Raw genomic sequence first — 17375 nt, 5'->3', positions numbered from 1 at the left:
AAGTGATCTGACGGTAACATAATTATCAATTTGCGATAATTAAATAGAACCATATGCTGCTGTCTCGTTATATCAATATAAAAGTACAATTTGTCGTTCTTTTATCAATTATCTCGCTCAGTTTAGCGGCGATAATTACCATCAATGTCTTTATTCACCGTGATAATAGTCAGCGACTCACTCAATTAGAGTTAAGTTATTACCCCGCGTTAGAGCATGCCACAAAAATAAACTCTCTGTTACCAAATGTGCGACAACAATTTGAAGCCGCTGTGATCATGGAAGACGAGCAGGCTATCGATTATGCACGCCAAATATCCGCTGATTTACAAGTCGAAGCAAATAAGGGAGCGATAGTTCTACCTTCACAAGCTGATGCGTTTAATAAATTGTCACTTGCGCTAAAAAAATACACCGAATCTGCATATGCGTTGAGTTTAGATTTCATTAATTTAAATGACTCCTTTGATAACTTAACGGTTAGGTCGGATAAGCTCAGCGCGGATTATGACTCGTTACTTGCGTTAAGCGACCAGATACGTGCATCAACGAGCCAAAATGTCGTTGATACCATTTTACACTCAGAGAACGCCGCAAATGATGCTGCCCAACAATCAGTTTGGCTTGGTGTTTTCTTTCTCTTGTCTGTCTTTGCTGTCGGTTATGCAATCTTCAAATCTGTTATCAGTTCAATCCTGTTGGTAACCGAAAAGATGCAAGCTATCGCAACAGGTGATGGTGACCTGACAGTTCGAATTGATTACTCAGGCAAAGATGAAATTGCAACCTTAGTGCAAAGCGTTAACCAATTTATTGAAAAGCTTCAAGGGATCATCGCAAGCACTTTGAGTATTGGACAAGAGTTAGAAGTGGTTAGCGATAAGATTCGCAGTGAATCCCATCAAACTTTGGCGTTAAACAGCACTCAACGTGACCATATTGAAGAAGTGACTGATGCGGTTAACAACATCATCGCTCTCATTGAACAAGTTGTTGGCTTTGCATCACATGCTGATTCACAAGCACAGAAGGCGAATGCAAGTGCGCAAACGGGTACTCAAGTAGTATTGAAAACAAGCCAGGAGATAGAAGAGCTGGCAAGTAACATCCGTGATACGGCGACAAAGTTAAAACAGTTGGACAAAAATGCGAGCAACGTAGGCTCAATCTTGAGCACGATACAAAGCGTTGCGGAGCAAACCAATCTACTCGCACTCAATGCTGCCATTGAAGCCGCTCGAGCGGGGGACCATGGGCGCGGTTTTGCCGTCGTTTCTGATGAAGTACGTGTCCTCGCCAATAATACCCAGCAATCTGCGACAGAGATTAATGCTTTACTCGGTGAACTAAAGTCTGGTTCAAATGCGGCGGTAGGTGCTATGGACCAAGGACTTACAAGCTCGTCCCAGGCCGTTGGAGATGCGCAAAACGCAGGAGACTACTTACTCGAAATAAGTGGGCAGGTTGAGGAAATTACCGAACTTAATCGTCAGATAGCGAGTACGACAGAACATCAGGCTCGCGCTTCAAAACAGATTCATACCCATATGGATGATTTTAGACAGTGCTCTCACCAAGTATCTCAGTCTACCGATCAATTAGAAGCTCTGAGTCACCAACTCAGTGACATCGTTACAGAGCTGAGCAAATCCACTTCACAATTCAAAGTATAACGGAGAACAATAATGACTCACTCCCCATTTCGCTTATTGCCTGTGGCAGTAGCGCTTGCGGCGTCGTTCGCAACACAAGCTGCAGATGAGCAAAAATTGGCTGAGCTAGAGAAAAAGGTCGCGCTCCTTGAAGCGAAAGAGCAAAACTCAATTGCGGATAAGTTTAGTTTCAATGGCTTTGCGTCTTTAAACATGCAATTAGGCAATCAAAACCATGCCTTCATGAAGTCGGAAAATAAAGTGCGCTTTGATGAAGGTTCTTTGTTCGGTTTGCAAGGTGAGTTCGAAGTTAATGAATCGACTTCTGCGGTTGTTCAAATGGTCGCTCGTGGCAATAAAAAAGAGAACTGGTCTCCAGATGTAGAGTGGGCATTCTTAAGCCACAAAGTGACACCTAACTTGACTGTTCGTGGTGGTAAGTTGCGTTTGCCACTGTTCATGTACTCTGACTACTTAGAAGTTGGTTATGCACAGGTTGGCGTGAGAGTTCCTAACGAAGTATACGGCTCAGTGGTTTTAACCTCTCTCACTGGTGGTGACTTTATTTACGATATGGAACTGGATGATAGTACGCTTTCATTCCAAGGTTTTGCTGGTTCACAAAAGCTATCGGCATCAAAGCATAGCTACAACGCTGATACACAGTTTGATGATATTGCTGGTGGTGTAGTCAATTGGACTGATGACACTTGGACGCTTCGTGCCGTTTACGCACAGTCTGTGATTAGCTCTTCTACGAACTGGAACGAAAACAACCAGTCAGTGCTAAATTCAACGTTTGATGATGATAAAGCTAAGTTCTACGGTGTTGGTGGTCGATACGAAAATGGCAACCTAATGCTGGTTTCTGAAGTGACTCGCACAACGGTTGAAGGTTTTTACTACGACGTTGATGCTGCGTACCTAACAGCGGCGTACCGCTTGGATGACGTAACGCCATACGTGACAGTTTCACACATGGAAACACAAGACGATGACGAGCGAAACGCAACGGCAGACCGCCAGCTTGCAAATCTACTTCAAAATCCAAACAGTGTATCTGCGAGATACGCATATGGCTCAGCAAAAGCATTGGCTGATAAGCTAAATACACAACGCACTACGTACAGCATCGGTGCACGTTGGGACTTCCTTCCAAATATTGCCCTGAAAGGTGACATTAGCTACCTGACTGGCTTTGGTTCAACTTATGGCGGCGTAGCATCGGAATATAAGAACGACGAAAACATCTTGTACACTTTGAAAGTTGACGCTGTATTTTAAGGAAGAGAGCCATGTTGAAAAAAACATTATTAGCCGCTGCTCTTCTTAGCAGTGTAAATGCGTTCGCAGGCATCGTTGTAGTTGGAAGCCCGTCGATGAGTGAGCTTGATGCATCCACAGTGAAGAAGTTGTATTTGGGTAAAGCGAAGTCGCTGCAAATTGAAGCGGTTGACTTGGAAGATGGGCATCCAATGAAAACAGAGTTCCATCAAGCCATTACTCAAAAGACAGAGGCTCAGTTGCAAGCATATTGGGCTAAGCGAGTATTTACAGGTAAAGGTCAACCACCTAAATCAGTAGGGCAGGAGAGCCTTGCAAAGGACATGGTTGCAAGCTCCTCGAATACCATTGCTTATATTGATGAATCCTTAGTTGATAGTTCAGTTAAAGTGATTTTGAAACTCTAGACTTAAAAGTGGCGCTCAATTTGAGCGCCACTCTTACATTGGCTTACGTTGAAGTAATGGCTCTTACTGAACCCTTACATGGTATTGCAAACTTCTATGTTATTGTTTGTTGGAGTAATTACTCAGCTTTATTTTGATTACATTTCAAGAGCATTTTTTAAATGTTGCCTTCATCATGCAGGCTGCTTAACCGTGTTCTAAATGTTTTTGTTCCATATTGAGATTGTTTATTCGAGTTATAAGATGTGTTGTATATGTAAACAAGCGGGTGGAATACAATCTGATGCCTAATGAAAAAAGAGAAGAAATATTATGTGCAGCAGAAAAGTTATTTATTTGTCAGCCTTATAATAAAGTATCTATTCGCTCTATTGCTAAGTCTGCAGGAGTGAGTCCTGCGTTAATTCTCTATTACTTTAATAATAAAGAGCAATTATTTGATCAGCTCATCGAAGAGCATACTCATCGTTTTGAAGAGCAGTTTTCCAAATATCAAAGAGTAGAAGGGATACAGTTACAACAGTTAATCTCTGAGCTAATTGATTTTTGGGAAAGTGCACCCAATATATTTTTATTCTTTACTCTTGGTGGCAGTTCGTTCAATCACGATAATGTACAAAGATTAAAAGAATCTAAGTTCGGTTTCACCTATCACAAAACTCTTGAAAACCTCCTTTATTTAGTTGATGGCTGTAACGAATCGAATTTTCACTACTACCAAATGTTGATGAACTCACTGGTTTCTCAACCCTATTTAGAGTCAAGGCAGAAAAAATTTAACTCTGACCGTTCTACCTTTAACTTAAACCAATATCAGGAAGTAATAGCAAGCTTACTTAAGACCGAAAGTAACCATCCATATTAAGTTGCTTTGTACGTCACTTCGAGATAATTGGAAGCATTGCAGTTTAAGCCTTTTCAACTATTTACTTCCCTCAGAACAAAAAAAGCCACTCATAGAGTGGCTTTTTGCTTATCGATAGAATCGAAATTACGCTTGCTGTTTCTGTAGCTCAGCTTCTTTCTCTTCGTCTTTGATCAGCGAGTCAACGATAACCGCACACGCTGCATCACCAGTGATGTTCAGAGCTGTACGAATCATGTCGAAGATACGGTCAAGAGCGAACAGTAGTGGTAGACCTTCGATTGGAATACCTGCTGCTAGCAGAACGGCTACAACTAGGAATGATGGACCAGGAACACCCGCTTGGCCTACAGCACCAAGAGTTGATGTCACGATGATTGCGATGTACGCGCCCATTGATAGGTCGATGTTGAATAGCTGTGCAAAGAAGATAGCAACTAGGCCGTAGTATATCGCGTTACCAGACATGTTGATTGTCGCGCCAAGAGGTAGTACGAATGATGCAGTTGAGTTACGAACACCCAGCTCATTCTCTACTGTATCCATAGTTACAGGTAGAGTTGCCATTGAAGATGCTGTTGAAAGTGCAACGGCTTGAGGCTTCTTCATTGCTGTCAGGAATTTCTTCGCTGATGTCTTTGTGAAGATTTGAATCATCAGTGGGTAAGCAACGAAGCCGAATACTAGGATTGCAGCTACGTAAACAACGAACAGTTTGAATACGACCATTAGTGCGCCAAAACCGAACGTACCTACTGCTTCAGCCATTAGACCAAATACGCCAAGAGGAGCGATGATCATTACTTTGTTGATCATCCAAACCATTGCGTCAACGATAGCGTTTACACCGTTGATGATTGGATCACGCTTCTCTTTCGCTTGCTTAGAGATTGCGATACCAAAGAACAGGCAGAATACTAGAATCTGAAGGATGTTTGCTTCGTTTAAAGACTGGAAAACGTTGGTTGGGATCATACCTGTGATGGTAGCCCAGAAAGTTGGAAGTTCGCCTTTCGATGCATACTCAGATGAGAACATACCTTCAACACCAGAAACGTCGATACCGCGTCCTGGTTCGAATACTTCACCCATGATCAATGCAAGGGCAACAGCCAGTGCAGAAGTCAGTGCAAAGTAACCTAGAGTAGTGATACCTACTTTACCCGCAGATGAGCTATTGCCTAAGCCTGCCGCACCTGAGATCAGTGCAACTGCTACCAATGGGATAACCAGCATCTTGATTAAATTGATAAAGATCGCACCTAGAGGAGCGAACATAGTTGCGCTCTCGCCCATCATGGCACCCACTACAGTACCCACGATCATAGCAATAACGACTTGAATGCCGATATTGCCTAGTAAACTCTTTTCTTTTAACACTTCCGTTACCTCTGTGCTACAAAATGTAAAATTCCTAGAACTACATGCCAATGTACGTCGTACCATTGGATGAATGTTTCGTGATGAGTTTTACACTTATCTGTTACATTTATCAATATGAGCAGAGACGAAAGTGCACCAAAAAACGTGACATGAATGTTATTTGGCGATCTTTTGCTCTAAAGCAAACGTTTGCCTCGGTTTTTGATGTGATGTTATTTGTTTAATTTATAAAAGCCTTACCCCTGTGTGTTTTGTGAATACTTTCAAGTTGAGGGTGTTAATACACACTCGTTAACATTTGCTTTTCATTTGTGCGCTTTTTTTAAGCGTTCCAATGTGGCTCGAGATTAGTATGTTTGTTGTGCGAAATTTAGCCTGAACTATGCTTAAGGTATCGAGTTATTACCAAGATGTTACCTCTGCGCTTTAAAATAAAACGTCTATCTAGCATCTCAGTTGTAAGGAGAGAGGCATGGCTTTTATATTGAAGTGCCTGTTTGCGTTTCTTCTGCTGTTCAGCTCTGCAAATTCTCAAGCCGACGATGTTTGGGTTATAGAGGTGAATGGAGGGATAGGTCCGGCGACCAGCGATTATCTCACGAGAGAAATAGAACAAGCTCATGATGAGCAAGCCAAGCTCGTCATATTAAGAATAAATACGCCCGGCGGGTTGGATTCGTCGATGCGTGACATCATTCGTTCCATCACTACATCACCGGTTCCTATCGCGACTTGGGTTGGGCCTGCAGGCTCGCGAGCCGCTAGTGCTGGCACTTATATCTTACTCGCCAGTCACATCGCCTCTATGGCTCCTGGAACCAATTTAGGCGCAGCAACACCCGTATCGCTTGGGGGAGGGAAAGCACCTTCCGATCCTTTGTCTCCGCAAGACGACTCTAATCAAGATGAAAAATCGAAATCGAGTGAGCAGGACGATACTAAGCAAGAGAATTCTGATCGGGTAAAAGCAACCACTGCGATGGAGAAGAAAGTTATCAACGATGCAGCGGCTTACATCGTCAGCTTGGCAAAATTGCACAATCGCAATGAAGAGTGGGCCGAAAAAGCGGTGAGAGAGGCGGCCAGTTTGGACTCAGAAAATGCACTTGAGTTAAATGTGATTGATTTCATCGCGAGCGATTTACCGCAGTTGGTTGAGATGACCAACGGACGTACGGTCATCATCAATGGCGTTAATCAGGACATTCAGCTCAATCAGGTCGCCTTTGTAGAGCGTGAGCAAGATTGGCGTTTCAGTCTGTTGTCGGTGATTACCAATCCTAACGTTGCCTACATTCTTATGCTCATCGGTATTTACGGCTTACTTCTTGAATTTTATAACCCTGGAGTCGGTCTACCGGGTGTGCTTGGTGGCATCTGTTTGCTGTTAGCGATGTATTCATTGCAAATGCTGCCTGTTAGTTACGCTGGCCTTGCACTGATACTGCTCGGGATCGCTCTGATGATTGCTGAAGCTTTCAGTCCAAGCTTCGGCATTTTCGGTTTAGGTGGTGTAGCGGCGTTTTCACTCGGTTCAATCATGTTGATGGATACCGAAGTGCCCGGCTATCAAATCGCTCTACCATTAATCATTGGCATCAGCCTGTTCTCTGTCGGCTTTTTTGTAGTGACGATATCCATGCTGGTTCGGGTGAGAAATCAGCGAGTGACAACGGGCATGGAAGCAGTAGTCGGTGAGACTGGTAAGGTTGTCAGCGGTTTTCCGGGGGAAGGCAGAGTTTTGGTTGAAGGTGAAATCTGGCAAGCTAAATGTAGCGATAAGCTGCAAGCTGGACAAAATATCAGAGTGACTAAGCTAACGGGTCTCTCGCTAGATGTAGAAGCGGTCGATGTTGACGCAGTGGATGTCGAAGATCATGTCGGAGGTTCATCGACTCGATCTAAATAGGTGAAATGGATGGAGAGATGACCTAAGTGAAATCTCCTTAGTTATCGTTACCAGTAAGGGGGCGGTTATGTTTATACACACGGTAGGTATTGTGGTTGTGCTCGTTATTTTGTTGATAGCCAGCATGTTCAAAGTGCTGCGCGAGTACGAGCGTGCAGTGGTGTTTTTCTTAGGTCGTTTTTATCGAGTGAAAGGACCGGGTCTGATTGTCATCATTCCTTTTATCCAACAAATCGTGCGAGTCGACTTACGTACCATAGTCTTAGATGTGCCAACACAAGACTTGATCACTAGAGATAATGTGTCGGTGAAGGTGAACGCTGTGGTCTACTTCCGAGTGCTCGACCCTAAGATGGCGATCAACAATGTCGAGAATTATTTGGAGGCGACAAGCCAACTTTCTCAAACTACGTTGCGTTCCGTGCTGGGTCAGCATGAACTGGATGAGCTTTTATCAGAGCGGGAAGAACTCAACAAAGACCTACAGGCGATACTCGATCAGCACACTGATAATTGGGGTATTAAAATTGCCAACGTTGAAATTAAACATGTCGACCTAGATGACAGTATGGTTCGAGCTCTCGCTAAACAAGCCGAAGCGGAGCGTTCTCGTCGTGCTAAGGTGATACATGCAACGGGGGAGCTAGAAGCGTCGACTAAATTACAAGAAGCGGCGGATGTATTGAACAAGTCACCTAATGCGATTCAATTGCGATATATGCAGACGTTAACAGAAGTCGCTAACGAGAGAACCACAACGATTGTATTCCCAATGCCAGTCGACTTGGTGGATAAGATAACCGATCCCATCAAGGCAACATTGAATGAAGCCGCCATTAAGAAAGCAATGAAGAGTGATTAAGTTTTGAGAGTAATAAAAAAGCGCCCATACTCGGGCGCTTTTTACTTCTTAAAGTGGCTTTAATCACCTTTAGCGAACGCTTTTGTTGGCGACTACTTTTGCGTTGCCGCTTTCATTGGAGCAATGAAGTCAGCCAGTTTATCAAGCATGATTTGTGGCTGTTCTACGTTCTGTTCGATGATCTTAACAACAGCTGAACCAGAAATCGCACCTGCAGCGCCTGCTTCAATCGCTTCTTTCACTTGTTCAGGAGCTGAAATACCAAAGCCGAGTAGTGCTGGTGGCGCGTTGAATTGGTTTAGACGATCAAGCATGTGTCCAACAGGCATGTTTGCTTTTGTCTCTGCACCCGTTACACCGGCACGAGAAAGTAGGTAAGTGTAACCACCACCAAGCTCAGCCACTTGCTTCAATGTTTCATCGCTTGCCGTTGGTGGTGCTATGAAGATTGGATGGATACCGAACTTCTCAGCAGCTGCAACAAACTCTGCGCTTTCGTTAGTCGGAACGTCAGCAATCAGAACAGAATCGATACCAGCTTTAGAACAGCGTCCGTAGAAGTCTTCAATACCGCGTGAGTACACAAGGTTTGCATACATTAGAAGGCCAATCGGCAGTTCTGGGTATTTCGCGCGAATCTTACCAATCTGCTCAAAACAGATATCAGGAGTTGCGCCTGAATCCAGAGCACGGATGTTGGCACCTTGGATAGTTGGGCCATCTGCTAGCGGATCAGAGAATGGAATACCCAGCTCTAGTGCATCGGCACCTGATTCAACTAGGGTTTCCATGATCTTGTAAGACTGCTCTGCGTTTGGATCGCAAACCGTTACGAACGGTACAAATGCGCCTTGGTTTTTCTCGTTTAGGCGCGTAAACATCTTCTCATAACGGTTCATTAGATAGCTCCTTTTTCTTCTAAGATGGCGTGTACGGTGAAGATGTCTTTGTCACCACGACCTGATAGGTTTACAACCAATAGTTGTTCTTTTTCTGGGTTCTCACGAGCCATTTTCAGTGCGTGTGCAACAGCGTGAGAAGACTCAAGTGCAGGGATGATACCTTCGTTGCGCGCGATCTCTTGAAAGGCCTCTAGTGCTTCATCATCGGTTACGTTGTCGTATTCTGCACGGCCAATTGCATTAAGGTGTGCGTGCTGAGGACCAACAGAAGGGAAGTCTAGACCTGCTGATACCGAGTAAGACTCTTCAACTTGACCATTAGGGTCTTGCATTAGCGGCGCCTTCATACCAAAGAAGATGCCCGTTTTACCATGCTTAAGCGGTGCACCGTGCTGGTCAGTATCGATACCTTTACCCGCTGGCTCAACACCGATTAGGCGAACACTCTCTTCTTCGATGAAATCAGCAAACATACCGATTGCGTTTGAACCACCACCCACACAAGCGATAACTGCGTCAGGTAGGCGACCTTCACGAGCTAGAATTTGGTTCTTGGTTTCTTCGCCAATCATGCGTTGGAAATCACGAACGATGGTTGGGAATGGGTGAGGGCCAGCTGCCGTACCCAGTAGGTAGTGCGCGTCTTCATATGTTGCTGACCAGTCACGTAGCGCTTCGTTACATGCATCTTTTAGCGTTGCAGAGCCAGAGTGCACAGGGATAACCTCTGCGCCCATTAGCTTCATACGGAATACGTTAGGGCTCTGACGTTCAACGTCTTTTGCACCCATGTATACACGACACTTAAGGCCAAGCAGTGCACAAGCCAGAGCCGTTGCCACACCGTGTTGACCTGCGCCAGTTTCGGCGATGATCTCTTCTTTACCCATACGCTTTGCAAGCAAAGCTTGACCAAGCACTTGGTTGGTTTTGTGCGCGCCACCGTGCAGTAAGTCTTCACGCTTTAGGTAAAGCTTGGTTTTAGTGCCTTTCGTTAGGTTACGAGTCAGCGTCAGTGCTGTTGGACGACCTGCGTACTCTTGAAGCAGTGTCATGAACTCACTACGGAATTCTGGGTCCGCTTGAGCGTCGATAAACGCTTGTTCCAGTTGCTCTAGGGCTGGCACTAGAATCTGTGGTACGTATTGACCACCGTATTCACCAAAGTAGGCATCAAGTTTAGCCATCGTGTTATTCCTTCAATTTGCTTGGTATGTCTGGATACCAATGTCTTTAATCTTGTAGAGCACCTCATTGCGATGCTCTGAAATAGGGTCTGTAGGCTATCTACAGTGAATCATCTGTTCTTAAGTTGGGCTAGTCACTCAGTATTGGCGAATGGCAGCAAACGCTTTGTTGAGTTTGTCTGCATCTTTCTTACCCGGAGCACTCTCAACACCAGAGTTAAGGTCGAGCCCTAAACAGCCTAAAGTGGCTGCTTGCTGTGCATTATCTGGGTTCAAACCACCCGCTAACATCACAGAGCTCTGATCGTTGATCAGTTGCCAGTCGAATACTTGACCTGTCCCACCAGTCTGAGAGCCTACTTTTGCATCAAGCAGGTGGCGAGACACATTGCTTTCTAACAGCGTAGGCAGCGAATCTTCAACGCCGTAAGCTTTCCAAATCTCTACTTGTTCTGGTAGTTGGTTTGCAAGTTCAGTCACATACTGTTGTGATTCTTCACCATGAAGCTGAACACCGTATAAACCAAGCTCTTTCACGGCATTGATAACACTAGCTTGGTCATGGTTTTGGAATACACCAATGTACTTAAGCGGCGCGCCACTCATGGTCAAGCGTGCTGCCTCTAAGTCAACATAACGCTTAGACGCCTCAACAAAAATTAGGCCACCGAATACTGCGCCTGCTTGGTACGCCTTGGCTGCATCGTCAGGATGAGTTAAGCCACAAACTTTGTTTTCACCTAATGTTACTTTGCGAACGGCAAGCTCTAGGTTCTCTTCTGCCATCAATGAGCTACCGATAAGGAAGCCGTCTGCAAATGTCGCTAAGTCACGCACTTGCTGATGAGTGTAGATACCAGATTCTGAAATCACGACTGCGTTTGGTGCTAACTCACGAAGCAGAGGTGCTAGCTCTTTGGTACGGTTCAGGTCTGTACTTAGGTCACGAAGGTTACGGTTGTTGATGCCAATCACTTTCGCGTCTAATCCGACAGCACGGTGCAGCTCTTCTTCGTTACTAACCTCTGTTAGCACGCCCATGCCTAACGAGTGAGCAACTTCAGCGAGAGCACGGTACTCATCATCGTTTAGTACAGATAGCATCAGTAGGATAGCGTCTGCCGAGTAGTGACGAGCTAAGTAAACCTGATAAGTATCGACCATGAAGTCTTTACATAGGATTGGTTGCTTAGCGATGCTGCGTACTTTAGGCAAGAATTCGAAATCTCCTTGGAAGTACTTCTCATCAGTCAGTACCGAAATCGCATTTGCATGGTTGTTGTATACCGATGCAATGTATTCAAGGTCGAAGTCATCACGAATCAAGCCTTTAGAAGGTGACGCCTTTTTACACTCAGTGATGAATACGGTTTGCTCTTGGCTTAGTGCATCATAGAAGCTGCGGTCTGAAGCGCTTAGCGCATCTTTGAACTCATTTAGCGGTTGCTGCTCTTTACGCGCTTCAACCCATAGATACTTGTCGCGAACAATTTTTGCTAATACTTCTGCCATTTCTGCTTCTTTTACAGAAACGTGAGTTGATAACTTTTCGTTTGTCTGTGTCATCTTTCTAGTCTCAAATCTCGTTCGTTATGCGTGGTCGGCAAGTTGCTGTACAAGCTCATACGCTTTGCCAGAGTTCATTGCTTCCATTGCCTTCGCTGCGTTGGCTTTTAGATCTTCATGACCAAATAGACGCATCAGTAGAGCAACGTTAACCGCTACTGCACCCGCCTGAGCTTCAGTCCCTTTACCTGTTAGGATATTTGTGGTGATAGCTTTGTTCTCGTCTGGCGTACCGCCTTTGATTGCTTCTAGCGGATGCTGATTGAGGCCGAAATCTTCAGGAGACACAATGTATTCATGAATCTGACCATCTTTGATCTCTGCAACGATGGTTTCACCGTGAATTGCAACTTCATCTAGACCGCTGCCGTGAACAACAGCTGCACGCTTCATACCCATTTGCAGTATGGTTTCAGCGATAGGACGCACCAGTTCTTTGCTGTAAACACCCATAAGTTCGATGTTAGGACGAGCTGGGTTAATCAGTGGACCAAGGATGTTAAAGATGGTGCGAGTTTTCATTGTTTGACGTACTGGCATCGCGTGACGTACACCACCGTGGTATTGCGGTGCAAATAGGAAAGCAACGCCAAGCTTATCAACGGCAGAGCGAGTGTCTTCTGCGCTCATCGCTAGGTTAATACCAAACTTATCAAGAAGATCCGATGAACCCGATTTACTTGATACGCTGCGGTTACCGTGTTTCGCAATCTTTAGACCACACGCTGCTGCAACGAATGCTGAAGTTGTAGATATGTTGATCGTGTCATGGCCATCACCACCTGTACCTACGATATCTGCAAAATCGTAATCAGGGCGTGGGAAAGGGTTTGCGTTTGCTAGCAGCGCTTTCGCTGCGCCTGCGATCTCTTCAGGTGTCTCGCCCTTAATTTTTAGTGCAGTCAGTACTGACGCCATCAGAATAGGGTCAAGTTCGCCTTTAATGATGATGTCGAAAAGCTGTTGGCTTTCTTCTTGAGTAAGAGATTGTTGGTCGTAAAGCTTATTAATAATCTGTTCCATGATCGTGTCCTATTTTCCATTCTTCTCAAGAGTTATGTTCTTTTCTAAAGCCCATTCAATTGCATTCGCCAATAGCGTTGCGCCGTATGTTGTCATGATGGATTCAGGGTGGAATTGGAAACCACACACTTTGTCTTGCTCTTGGACAACCGACATCACTAAATCATCGACTTCAGCGGTAATCGTTAGGCTTTCCGGTACGTGAGTCGCAACCAAAGAGTGGTAGCGCGCAATTGCAAGCGGAGAAGGAAGACCTTGGTAAGTCGCGTGATTGTCGTGTTCCATCATCGAAACCTTACCATGAATGATTTCGCCAGCACCTGCAACCTTACCGCCGTATGCTTCAACAATTGCTTGGTGACCAAGACAAATACCAATCATCGGTACTTTGCCTTTTAAGCGTTGAATCAGCTCTGGCATGCAGCCAGCATCAGCAGGAGCACCCGGGCCCGGAGAAAGCAACGCAACTGGGTTTTCTAGCTCGTTAATTGCTGTTTCTACTGCTTCCGCGGGGATGTTATTACGATAGATCTTTACGTTGTGGCCAAGTGAACGGAACTGGTCAACAAGGTTGTAAGTAAACGAGTCAAAGTTATCAATAAATACGATATCAGCCATGATTAAGACTCCTGCTTACTTGATGTTTGCTTAGGTGCAGTATGCGCCGCTTGAATCGCAGAGATGACGGCTTGCGCTTTGCCACGTGTTTCATCGGCTTCGGCTTGTGGGTCTGAATCGAAAACCACACCTGCGCCAGCTTGGACTTGAGCAATACCGTTTTCTACGTACGCTGAACGAATCACGATACAGGTATCGAGCGTGCCTTCACCCGTTAGGTAGCCCACTGCGCCGCCGTAGCTGCCACGACGAGTCTGTTCTACATCACGAATCAGCTGCATCGCACGGATCTTGGGTGCGCCCGTTAGCGTGCCCATGTTCATGCAAGCTTGGTAAGCGTGCAGAGCATCAAGGTCTTCACGAAGTTGGCCTACAACGCGAGAAACGAGGTGCATTACGTGGCTGTAACGGTCTACTTTCAGTAGGTCCGCTACGTGGCGAGTGCCTGCTTCAGAGATACGTGCAACGTCGTTTCGTGCTAGGTCAACTAGCATCATGTGCTCGGCGTTCTCTTTTTTATCGGTGCGCAGCTCTAATTCAATGCGGCTATCTAGGTCGAAGTCGATTTGACCATTCGGACGCTTACCTCGACGGCGAGTACCGGCGATAGGGTAGATTTCTACTTGATTAGTCTCTTTCTCGTATTTCAGAGCACTCTCTGGTGAAGCACCGAACAGAGTAAACAGCTCATCTTGCATGTAGAACATGTAAGGGCTTGGGTTGCTCTGCTTTAGCTCTTTGTAAGCTGCTAGTGGTGCAGGGCAAGGCAGAGTAAAGCGACGAGAAGGAACCACTTGGAATACATCGCCTTTTACCACGTACTCTTTTAGGTCACGAACAGTCTGGCAAAAATCTTCGTCAGAAACACTTGGTACAGCTTCAACGTTATCAAGCGGAGTGACTTCTGCAATTTCTTTGAGTGATTGGCATTGAGTTTGGATATCCGCTAAACGTTCAGTCAGGCGAGTTTTGATTGTTTGATCTTCTGAGAAAACGCTCGCGTGAAGCAGACCTTCGTTCTGTTGATGGTCAAAACGAAGTAGCGTTTCAGCCACGTAGAAGACAAAGTCAGGGCAGTTATTAGTCGCTTCTGCATCGCCAAGTGGCTCGAAGTTCGCCACGATGTCGTATGCAAATAGACCTGCCATGAAAAGCGCGTGCTTGTTGTCTGGGTCTTGTGTAAAGCTGTGTTGAACTAAACGAAGTGCATCGAATGAAGAAGCTTCTCTTAGGCGAGAGTCTTCGTCTAGGTTAATGCTTGGCTGAGTAAAGGTCAGAGTCAGTACATTGTCTTTCAGTTCAGATTCAATGTCTGATTTCACGTTCGCATTTAGGTGTTCGATCAGATGTTGACCGTTATCTGTCAGAGCTTGGAAAGTGACCTGATGGCCTTCGCATACGATACGCACGGCAGAATCGATAAGCAGTAGGCTAGTGAGGTTTTGTTTAGACTCAATCTCAGCAGATTCTAGCAACAAGCTGTCTGTTTTATTTTCACACAGTGTGTGGAACACGCTTGTTGGATCTTGCGAGTAAGGAACTGTCGCATTGATGACATCAATAGTTCCCAGCTTTTTGATTTCAATGGCCTTGTTCACAAGACCTCCTTTATGATTCTTTAAATTTCCTGCCGTACATAGTCGCATAAAGATACCGTTCGCCCAATCTAGAATCTGGTCAATTCGTTGATTTGTTAGTCAGTTGAATGTGAGATGTCCGACAAATTAAAAAGCCCGCTATGAAAGCGGGCTTAGTGATAAACTTTTTATAAACAATCTGTTTAATTAGAAGTACACGTTAGCCCACCAAGAACCTGTCCAAGTGCGCCACCAATTAAGCTCTGAACTTGCTTCTACTGAAGAAAGTTCTAAAACTTTATCTTTATGGTGCTGGTTAAATTCTTGTAACATAGTGAGCCTATAAATAAAGGTACTTCGTATTTGTGTACTAGTTAACTAGTTCAAGGCTCGCAAGTCAAGCCCAATAAAGCAAATATCGTGTTAAATGCAAAAATAATGAACAGAAAATATGAGAATTGATCTACATAGCCATACCACAGCTTCAGATGGTCGACTTACACCACCTGAACTGATTGACCGTGCGTTGAGCTTCAATATTGAAGTCCTGGCTATTACTGATCATGACACAGTTGATGCTCTTGATGAGGCGCATCGTTATATCCTTGATAATAAGCTGCCAATTCAATTGGTTAACGGTATCGAAATTTCCACCGTTTGGCAGAACAAAGACATCCACATTGTTGGTTTGAATGTCGACCCAGAATCACCAGAACTTAATGCGTTAATTGAACAGCAGAAACAGCATCGTATCGGTAGAGCGGAGCTGATCGCCCAGCGACTGGAAAAAGCGACGCGCGAAGGTGTGTTAGAAGAAGTAAAAGCGATTGCCGGTGATGCGCCGATTACCCGAGCGCACTTTGCTAAGTGGTTGGTTGACAATGGCTACGCGAAAACCATGCATCAGGTGTTTAAGAAGTTCTTAACCCGTAATAACCCAGGCTATGTGCCACCAACATGGTGCAGCATGAGTGATGCGGTCACGGCAATTCACGCTGCTGGCGGACAAGCGGTACTTGCTCATCCGGGGCGCTATGGCTTTACCGCTAAATGGGTGAAACGTCTATTGACTGCTTTTGTTGAAGCGAACGGTGATGCGATGGAAGTGGCTCAACCGCAACAGGCGCAACAAGAAAGACGCACTCTTGCGGATTATGCTATACAATACAAACTATTAGCCTCTCAAGGCAGTGATTTTCATTACCCGTCTCCTTGGATGGAGTTAGGGCGCAATCTTTGGCTGCCTTCTGGAGTCGAAGAAGTATGGAAAGATTGGGAGTTTCAAACGTTTTCGTCATCTGAAACATTACCAGACGAACAAGCTCCTTCTGAAGATAGAGTCGAGAGACTCGATAATGAGGAAAAATAATGAGCCAGTTTTTTTATGTACACCCAGATAACCCACAAGCTCGTTTGATTAATCAAGCGGTTGCTATTGTCCGTAATGGCGGTGTTGTGGTTTATCCAACAGATTCGGGTTATGCTCTTGGCTGTCAGCTTGAAAACAAACAAGCATTAGATCGTATTTGTCAGATTCGTAAAATCGATGATAAGCATAACTTCACGTTGCTTTGTCGCGATCTTTCTGAGCTTTCTCTTTATGCACGTGTTGATAACACGGCATTTCGTCTATTAAAAGCTCACACGCCGGGCCCTTACACGTTCATCTTTAAGGGAACGAAAGAGGTGCCACGTCGTCTAATGAACTCGAAGAGAAAGACCATTGGTATTCGTGTTCCGGATAACAAGATTGCACTCGATCTATTGGAAGCACTGGGCGAACCTTTGATGTCAACGTCTTTGATTCTACCGGGTAACGAGACAACGGAATCTGATCCTGAAGAGATCCGTGATCGTCTAGAACATGCAGTTGACGTAATTCTTAATGGCGGTTATTTAGGTGAGCAACCAACCACGGTAGTTGACTTTAGCGATGATGATCCAGTAGTCGTTCGTGTTGGTTCAGGCGATCCAGAACCGTTCGAGTAACCCTGAAACTCGTTCACATCATGTTACTGTGCATTCGACGGTAATGTGTAAATAACGAGTGATTTTTCAAAGGTTCTTTGCGATAATGCGCGACCGCGATTTTGGTCGCGTATATTTCATTCGACGTCTGTGAAGACGACAATTAGGTAGA

16 protein-coding genes and 1 other annotated feature are annotated in these 17375 nt (G+C 45.0%); of the genes, 8 read left to right on the top strand and 8 right to left on the bottom strand.

What is annotated here, in order from left to right:
* Window positions 1–53: 53 nt before the first annotated feature.
* From VFDL14_RS19700 to VFDL14_RS19715, 4 genes are all read left to right on the top strand, one after another.
* Complete coding sequence (locus VFDL14_RS19700) at window positions 54–1673, top strand: methyl-accepting chemotaxis protein (RefSeq protein WP_032549325.1); 1620 nt, start codon at window positions 54–56, stop codon at window positions 1671–1673.
* 12 nt (window positions 1674–1685) lie between these two features.
* Window positions 1686–2936 carry a hypothetical protein gene (locus tag VFDL14_RS19705; protein WP_032549324.1) on the top strand — a complete coding sequence of 417 codons (1251 nt, stop codon included), beginning with the start codon at window positions 1686–1688 and terminating at the stop codon, window positions 2934–2936.
* A gap of 11 nt (window positions 2937–2947) precedes the next feature.
* Window positions 2948–3343: a hypothetical protein gene (locus VFDL14_RS19710; protein ID WP_032549323.1), complete on the top strand. Its 396-nt coding sequence runs from the start codon at window positions 2948–2950 to the stop codon at window positions 3341–3343.
* Between the two features lie 283 nt (window positions 3344–3626).
* Window positions 3627–4208 carry a TetR/AcrR family transcriptional regulator gene (locus VFDL14_RS19715; protein ID WP_032549322.1) on the top strand — a complete coding sequence of 194 codons (582 nt, stop codon included), beginning with the start codon at window positions 3627–3629 and terminating at the stop codon, window positions 4206–4208.
* Window positions 4209–4334: 126 nt separating this feature from the next.
* Here the strand turns inward: VFDL14_RS19715 and VFDL14_RS19720 are convergent, their stop codons facing one another.
* On the bottom strand, window positions 4335–5534 hold the full coding sequence (locus VFDL14_RS19720; protein ID WP_050487331.1) for a dicarboxylate/amino acid:cation symporter: 1200 nt from the start codon (window positions 5532–5534) through the stop codon (window positions 4335–4337).
* Between the two features lie 529 nt (window positions 5535–6063).
* On the opposite strand from VFDL14_RS19720, the gene VFDL14_RS19725 reads away from it, so the two are divergent.
* A complete protein-coding gene (locus VFDL14_RS19725) occupies window positions 6064–7500 on the top strand; it encodes an NfeD family protein (protein ID WP_050487314.1) in 1437 nt (478 codons plus the stop codon).
* A 67-nt stretch (window positions 7501–7567) separates the two neighbouring features.
* Window positions 7568–8362, top strand: coding sequence for a slipin family protein (locus VFDL14_RS19730; protein ID WP_032549319.1), 795 nt, complete (start codon window positions 7568–7570; stop codon window positions 8360–8362).
* A 92-nt stretch (window positions 8363–8454) separates the two neighbouring features.
* Here VFDL14_RS19730 and trpA read toward each other — a convergent pair whose 3' ends face one another.
* The 7 genes from trpA to VFDL14_RS19765 all read right to left on the bottom strand — a co-directional run bounded on the left by trpA (window position 8455) and on the right by VFDL14_RS19765 (window position 15568).
* Window positions 8455–9261: a tryptophan synthase subunit alpha gene (gene trpA / locus VFDL14_RS19735; protein ID WP_032549318.1), complete on the bottom strand. Its 807-nt coding sequence runs from the start codon at window positions 9259–9261 to the stop codon at window positions 8455–8457.
* Window positions 9261–10451, bottom strand: a complete 1191-nt coding sequence (gene trpB / locus VFDL14_RS19740) for a tryptophan synthase subunit beta (RefSeq protein ID WP_032549317.1) — start codon at window positions 10449–10451, stop codon at window positions 9261–9263. Before trpB ends, trpA begins: the two co-directional genes overlap by 1 nt.
* 138 nt (window positions 10452–10589) lie before the next feature.
* Window positions 10590–12017, bottom strand: coding sequence for a bifunctional indole-3-glycerol-phosphate synthase TrpC/phosphoribosylanthranilate isomerase TrpF (gene trpCF, locus VFDL14_RS19745; RefSeq protein WP_032549315.1), 1428 nt, complete (start codon window positions 12015–12017; stop codon window positions 10590–10592).
* A 24-nt stretch (window positions 12018–12041) separates the two neighbouring features.
* Window positions 12042–13040 carry an anthranilate phosphoribosyltransferase gene (gene trpD / locus VFDL14_RS19750; RefSeq protein WP_032549314.1) on the bottom strand — a complete coding sequence of 333 codons (999 nt, stop codon included), beginning with the start codon at window positions 13038–13040 and terminating at the stop codon, window positions 12042–12044.
* Between the two features lie 9 nt (window positions 13041–13049).
* Window positions 13050–13658 (bottom strand): aminodeoxychorismate/anthranilate synthase component II, encoded by a 609-nt coding sequence (locus VFDL14_RS19755; protein ID WP_032549313.1) that lies wholly within the window; start codon window positions 13656–13658, stop codon window positions 13050–13052.
* A 2-nt stretch (window positions 13659–13660) separates the two neighbouring features.
* Window positions 13661–15256, bottom strand: coding sequence for an anthranilate synthase component 1 (locus VFDL14_RS19760; RefSeq protein ID WP_032549311.1), 1596 nt, complete (start codon window positions 15254–15256; stop codon window positions 13661–13663).
* Between the two features lie 125 nt (window positions 15257–15381).
* Window positions 15382–15496, bottom strand: a sequence feature (Trp leader region).
* A complete protein-coding gene (locus VFDL14_RS19765) occupies window positions 15443–15568 on the bottom strand; it encodes a trp operon leader peptide (RefSeq protein ID WP_032549309.1) in 126 nt (41 codons plus the stop codon). (Overlaps the previous feature by 54 nt.)
* Window positions 15569–15686: 118 nt before the next feature.
* On the opposite strand from VFDL14_RS19765, the gene rnm reads away from it, so the two are divergent.
* Together rnm and VFDL14_RS19775 are read left to right on the top strand one after the other, a co-directional pair.
* Window positions 15687–16604 (top strand): RNase RNM, encoded by a 918-nt coding sequence (gene rnm, locus VFDL14_RS19770; RefSeq protein ID WP_050487312.1) that lies wholly within the window; start codon window positions 15687–15689, stop codon window positions 16602–16604.
* Window positions 16604–17224 carry an L-threonylcarbamoyladenylate synthase gene (locus VFDL14_RS19775; protein WP_032549308.1) on the top strand — a complete coding sequence of 207 codons (621 nt, stop codon included), beginning with the start codon at window positions 16604–16606 and terminating at the stop codon, window positions 17222–17224. Before rnm ends, VFDL14_RS19775 begins: the two co-directional genes overlap by 1 nt.
* Window positions 17225–17375: the final 151 nt, after the last annotated feature.

The sequence above is a fragment of the Vibrio fortis genome (assembly GCF_000695685.1).
GTDB lineage: Bacteria > Pseudomonadota > Gammaproteobacteria > Enterobacterales > Vibrionaceae > Vibrio > Vibrio fortis_A.
This window is presented reverse-complemented; position numbering and strand designations above follow the sequence as displayed.

Bases quoted from the DNA above. Each gene is read 5' to 3' on its own strand.
- trpA (WP_032549318.1), bottom strand. From the start codon at position 9,261: ATGAACCGTTATGAGAAGATGTTTACGCGCCTAAACGAGAAAAACCAA.
- VFDL14_RS19765 (WP_032549309.1), bottom strand. From the start codon at position 15,568: ATGTTACAAGAATTTAACCAGCACCATAAAGATAAAGTTTTAGAACTT.
- rnm (WP_050487312.1), top strand. From the start codon at position 15,687: ATGAGAATTGATCTACATAGCCATACCACAGCTTCAGATGGTCGACTT.
- trpCF (WP_032549315.1), bottom strand. From the start codon at position 12,017: ATGACACAGACAAACGAAAAGTTATCAACTCACGTTTCTGTAAAAGAA.
- VFDL14_RS19775 (WP_032549308.1), top strand. From the start codon at position 16,604: ATGAGCCAGTTTTTTTATGTACACCCAGATAACCCACAAGCTCGTTTG.
- VFDL14_RS19715 (WP_032549322.1), top strand. From the start codon at position 3,627: ATGCCTAATGAAAAAAGAGAAGAAATATTATGTGCAGCAGAAAAGTTA.
- VFDL14_RS19700 (WP_032549325.1), top strand. From the start codon at position 54: ATGCTGCTGTCTCGTTATATCAATATAAAAGTACAATTTGTCGTTCTT.
- VFDL14_RS19720 (WP_050487331.1), bottom strand. From the start codon at position 5,534: ATGATCGTGGGTACTGTAGTGGGTGCCATGATGGGCGAGAGCGCAACT.
- trpD (WP_032549314.1), bottom strand. From the start codon at position 13,040: ATGGAACAGATTATTAATAAGCTTTACGACCAACAATCTCTTACTCAA.
- VFDL14_RS19730 (WP_032549319.1), top strand. From the start codon at position 7,568: ATGTTTATACACACGGTAGGTATTGTGGTTGTGCTCGTTATTTTGTTG.
- VFDL14_RS19755 (WP_032549313.1), bottom strand. From the start codon at position 13,658: ATGGCTGATATCGTATTTATTGATAACTTTGACTCGTTTACTTACAAC.
- VFDL14_RS19710 (WP_032549323.1), top strand. From the start codon at position 2,948: ATGTTGAAAAAAACATTATTAGCCGCTGCTCTTCTTAGCAGTGTAAAT.
- VFDL14_RS19705 (WP_032549324.1), top strand. From the start codon at position 1,686: ATGACTCACTCCCCATTTCGCTTATTGCCTGTGGCAGTAGCGCTTGCG.
- trpB (WP_032549317.1), bottom strand. From the start codon at position 10,451: ATGGCTAAACTTGATGCCTACTTTGGTGAATACGGTGGTCAATACGTA.
- VFDL14_RS19725 (WP_050487314.1), top strand. From the start codon at position 6,064: ATGGCTTTTATATTGAAGTGCCTGTTTGCGTTTCTTCTGCTGTTCAGC.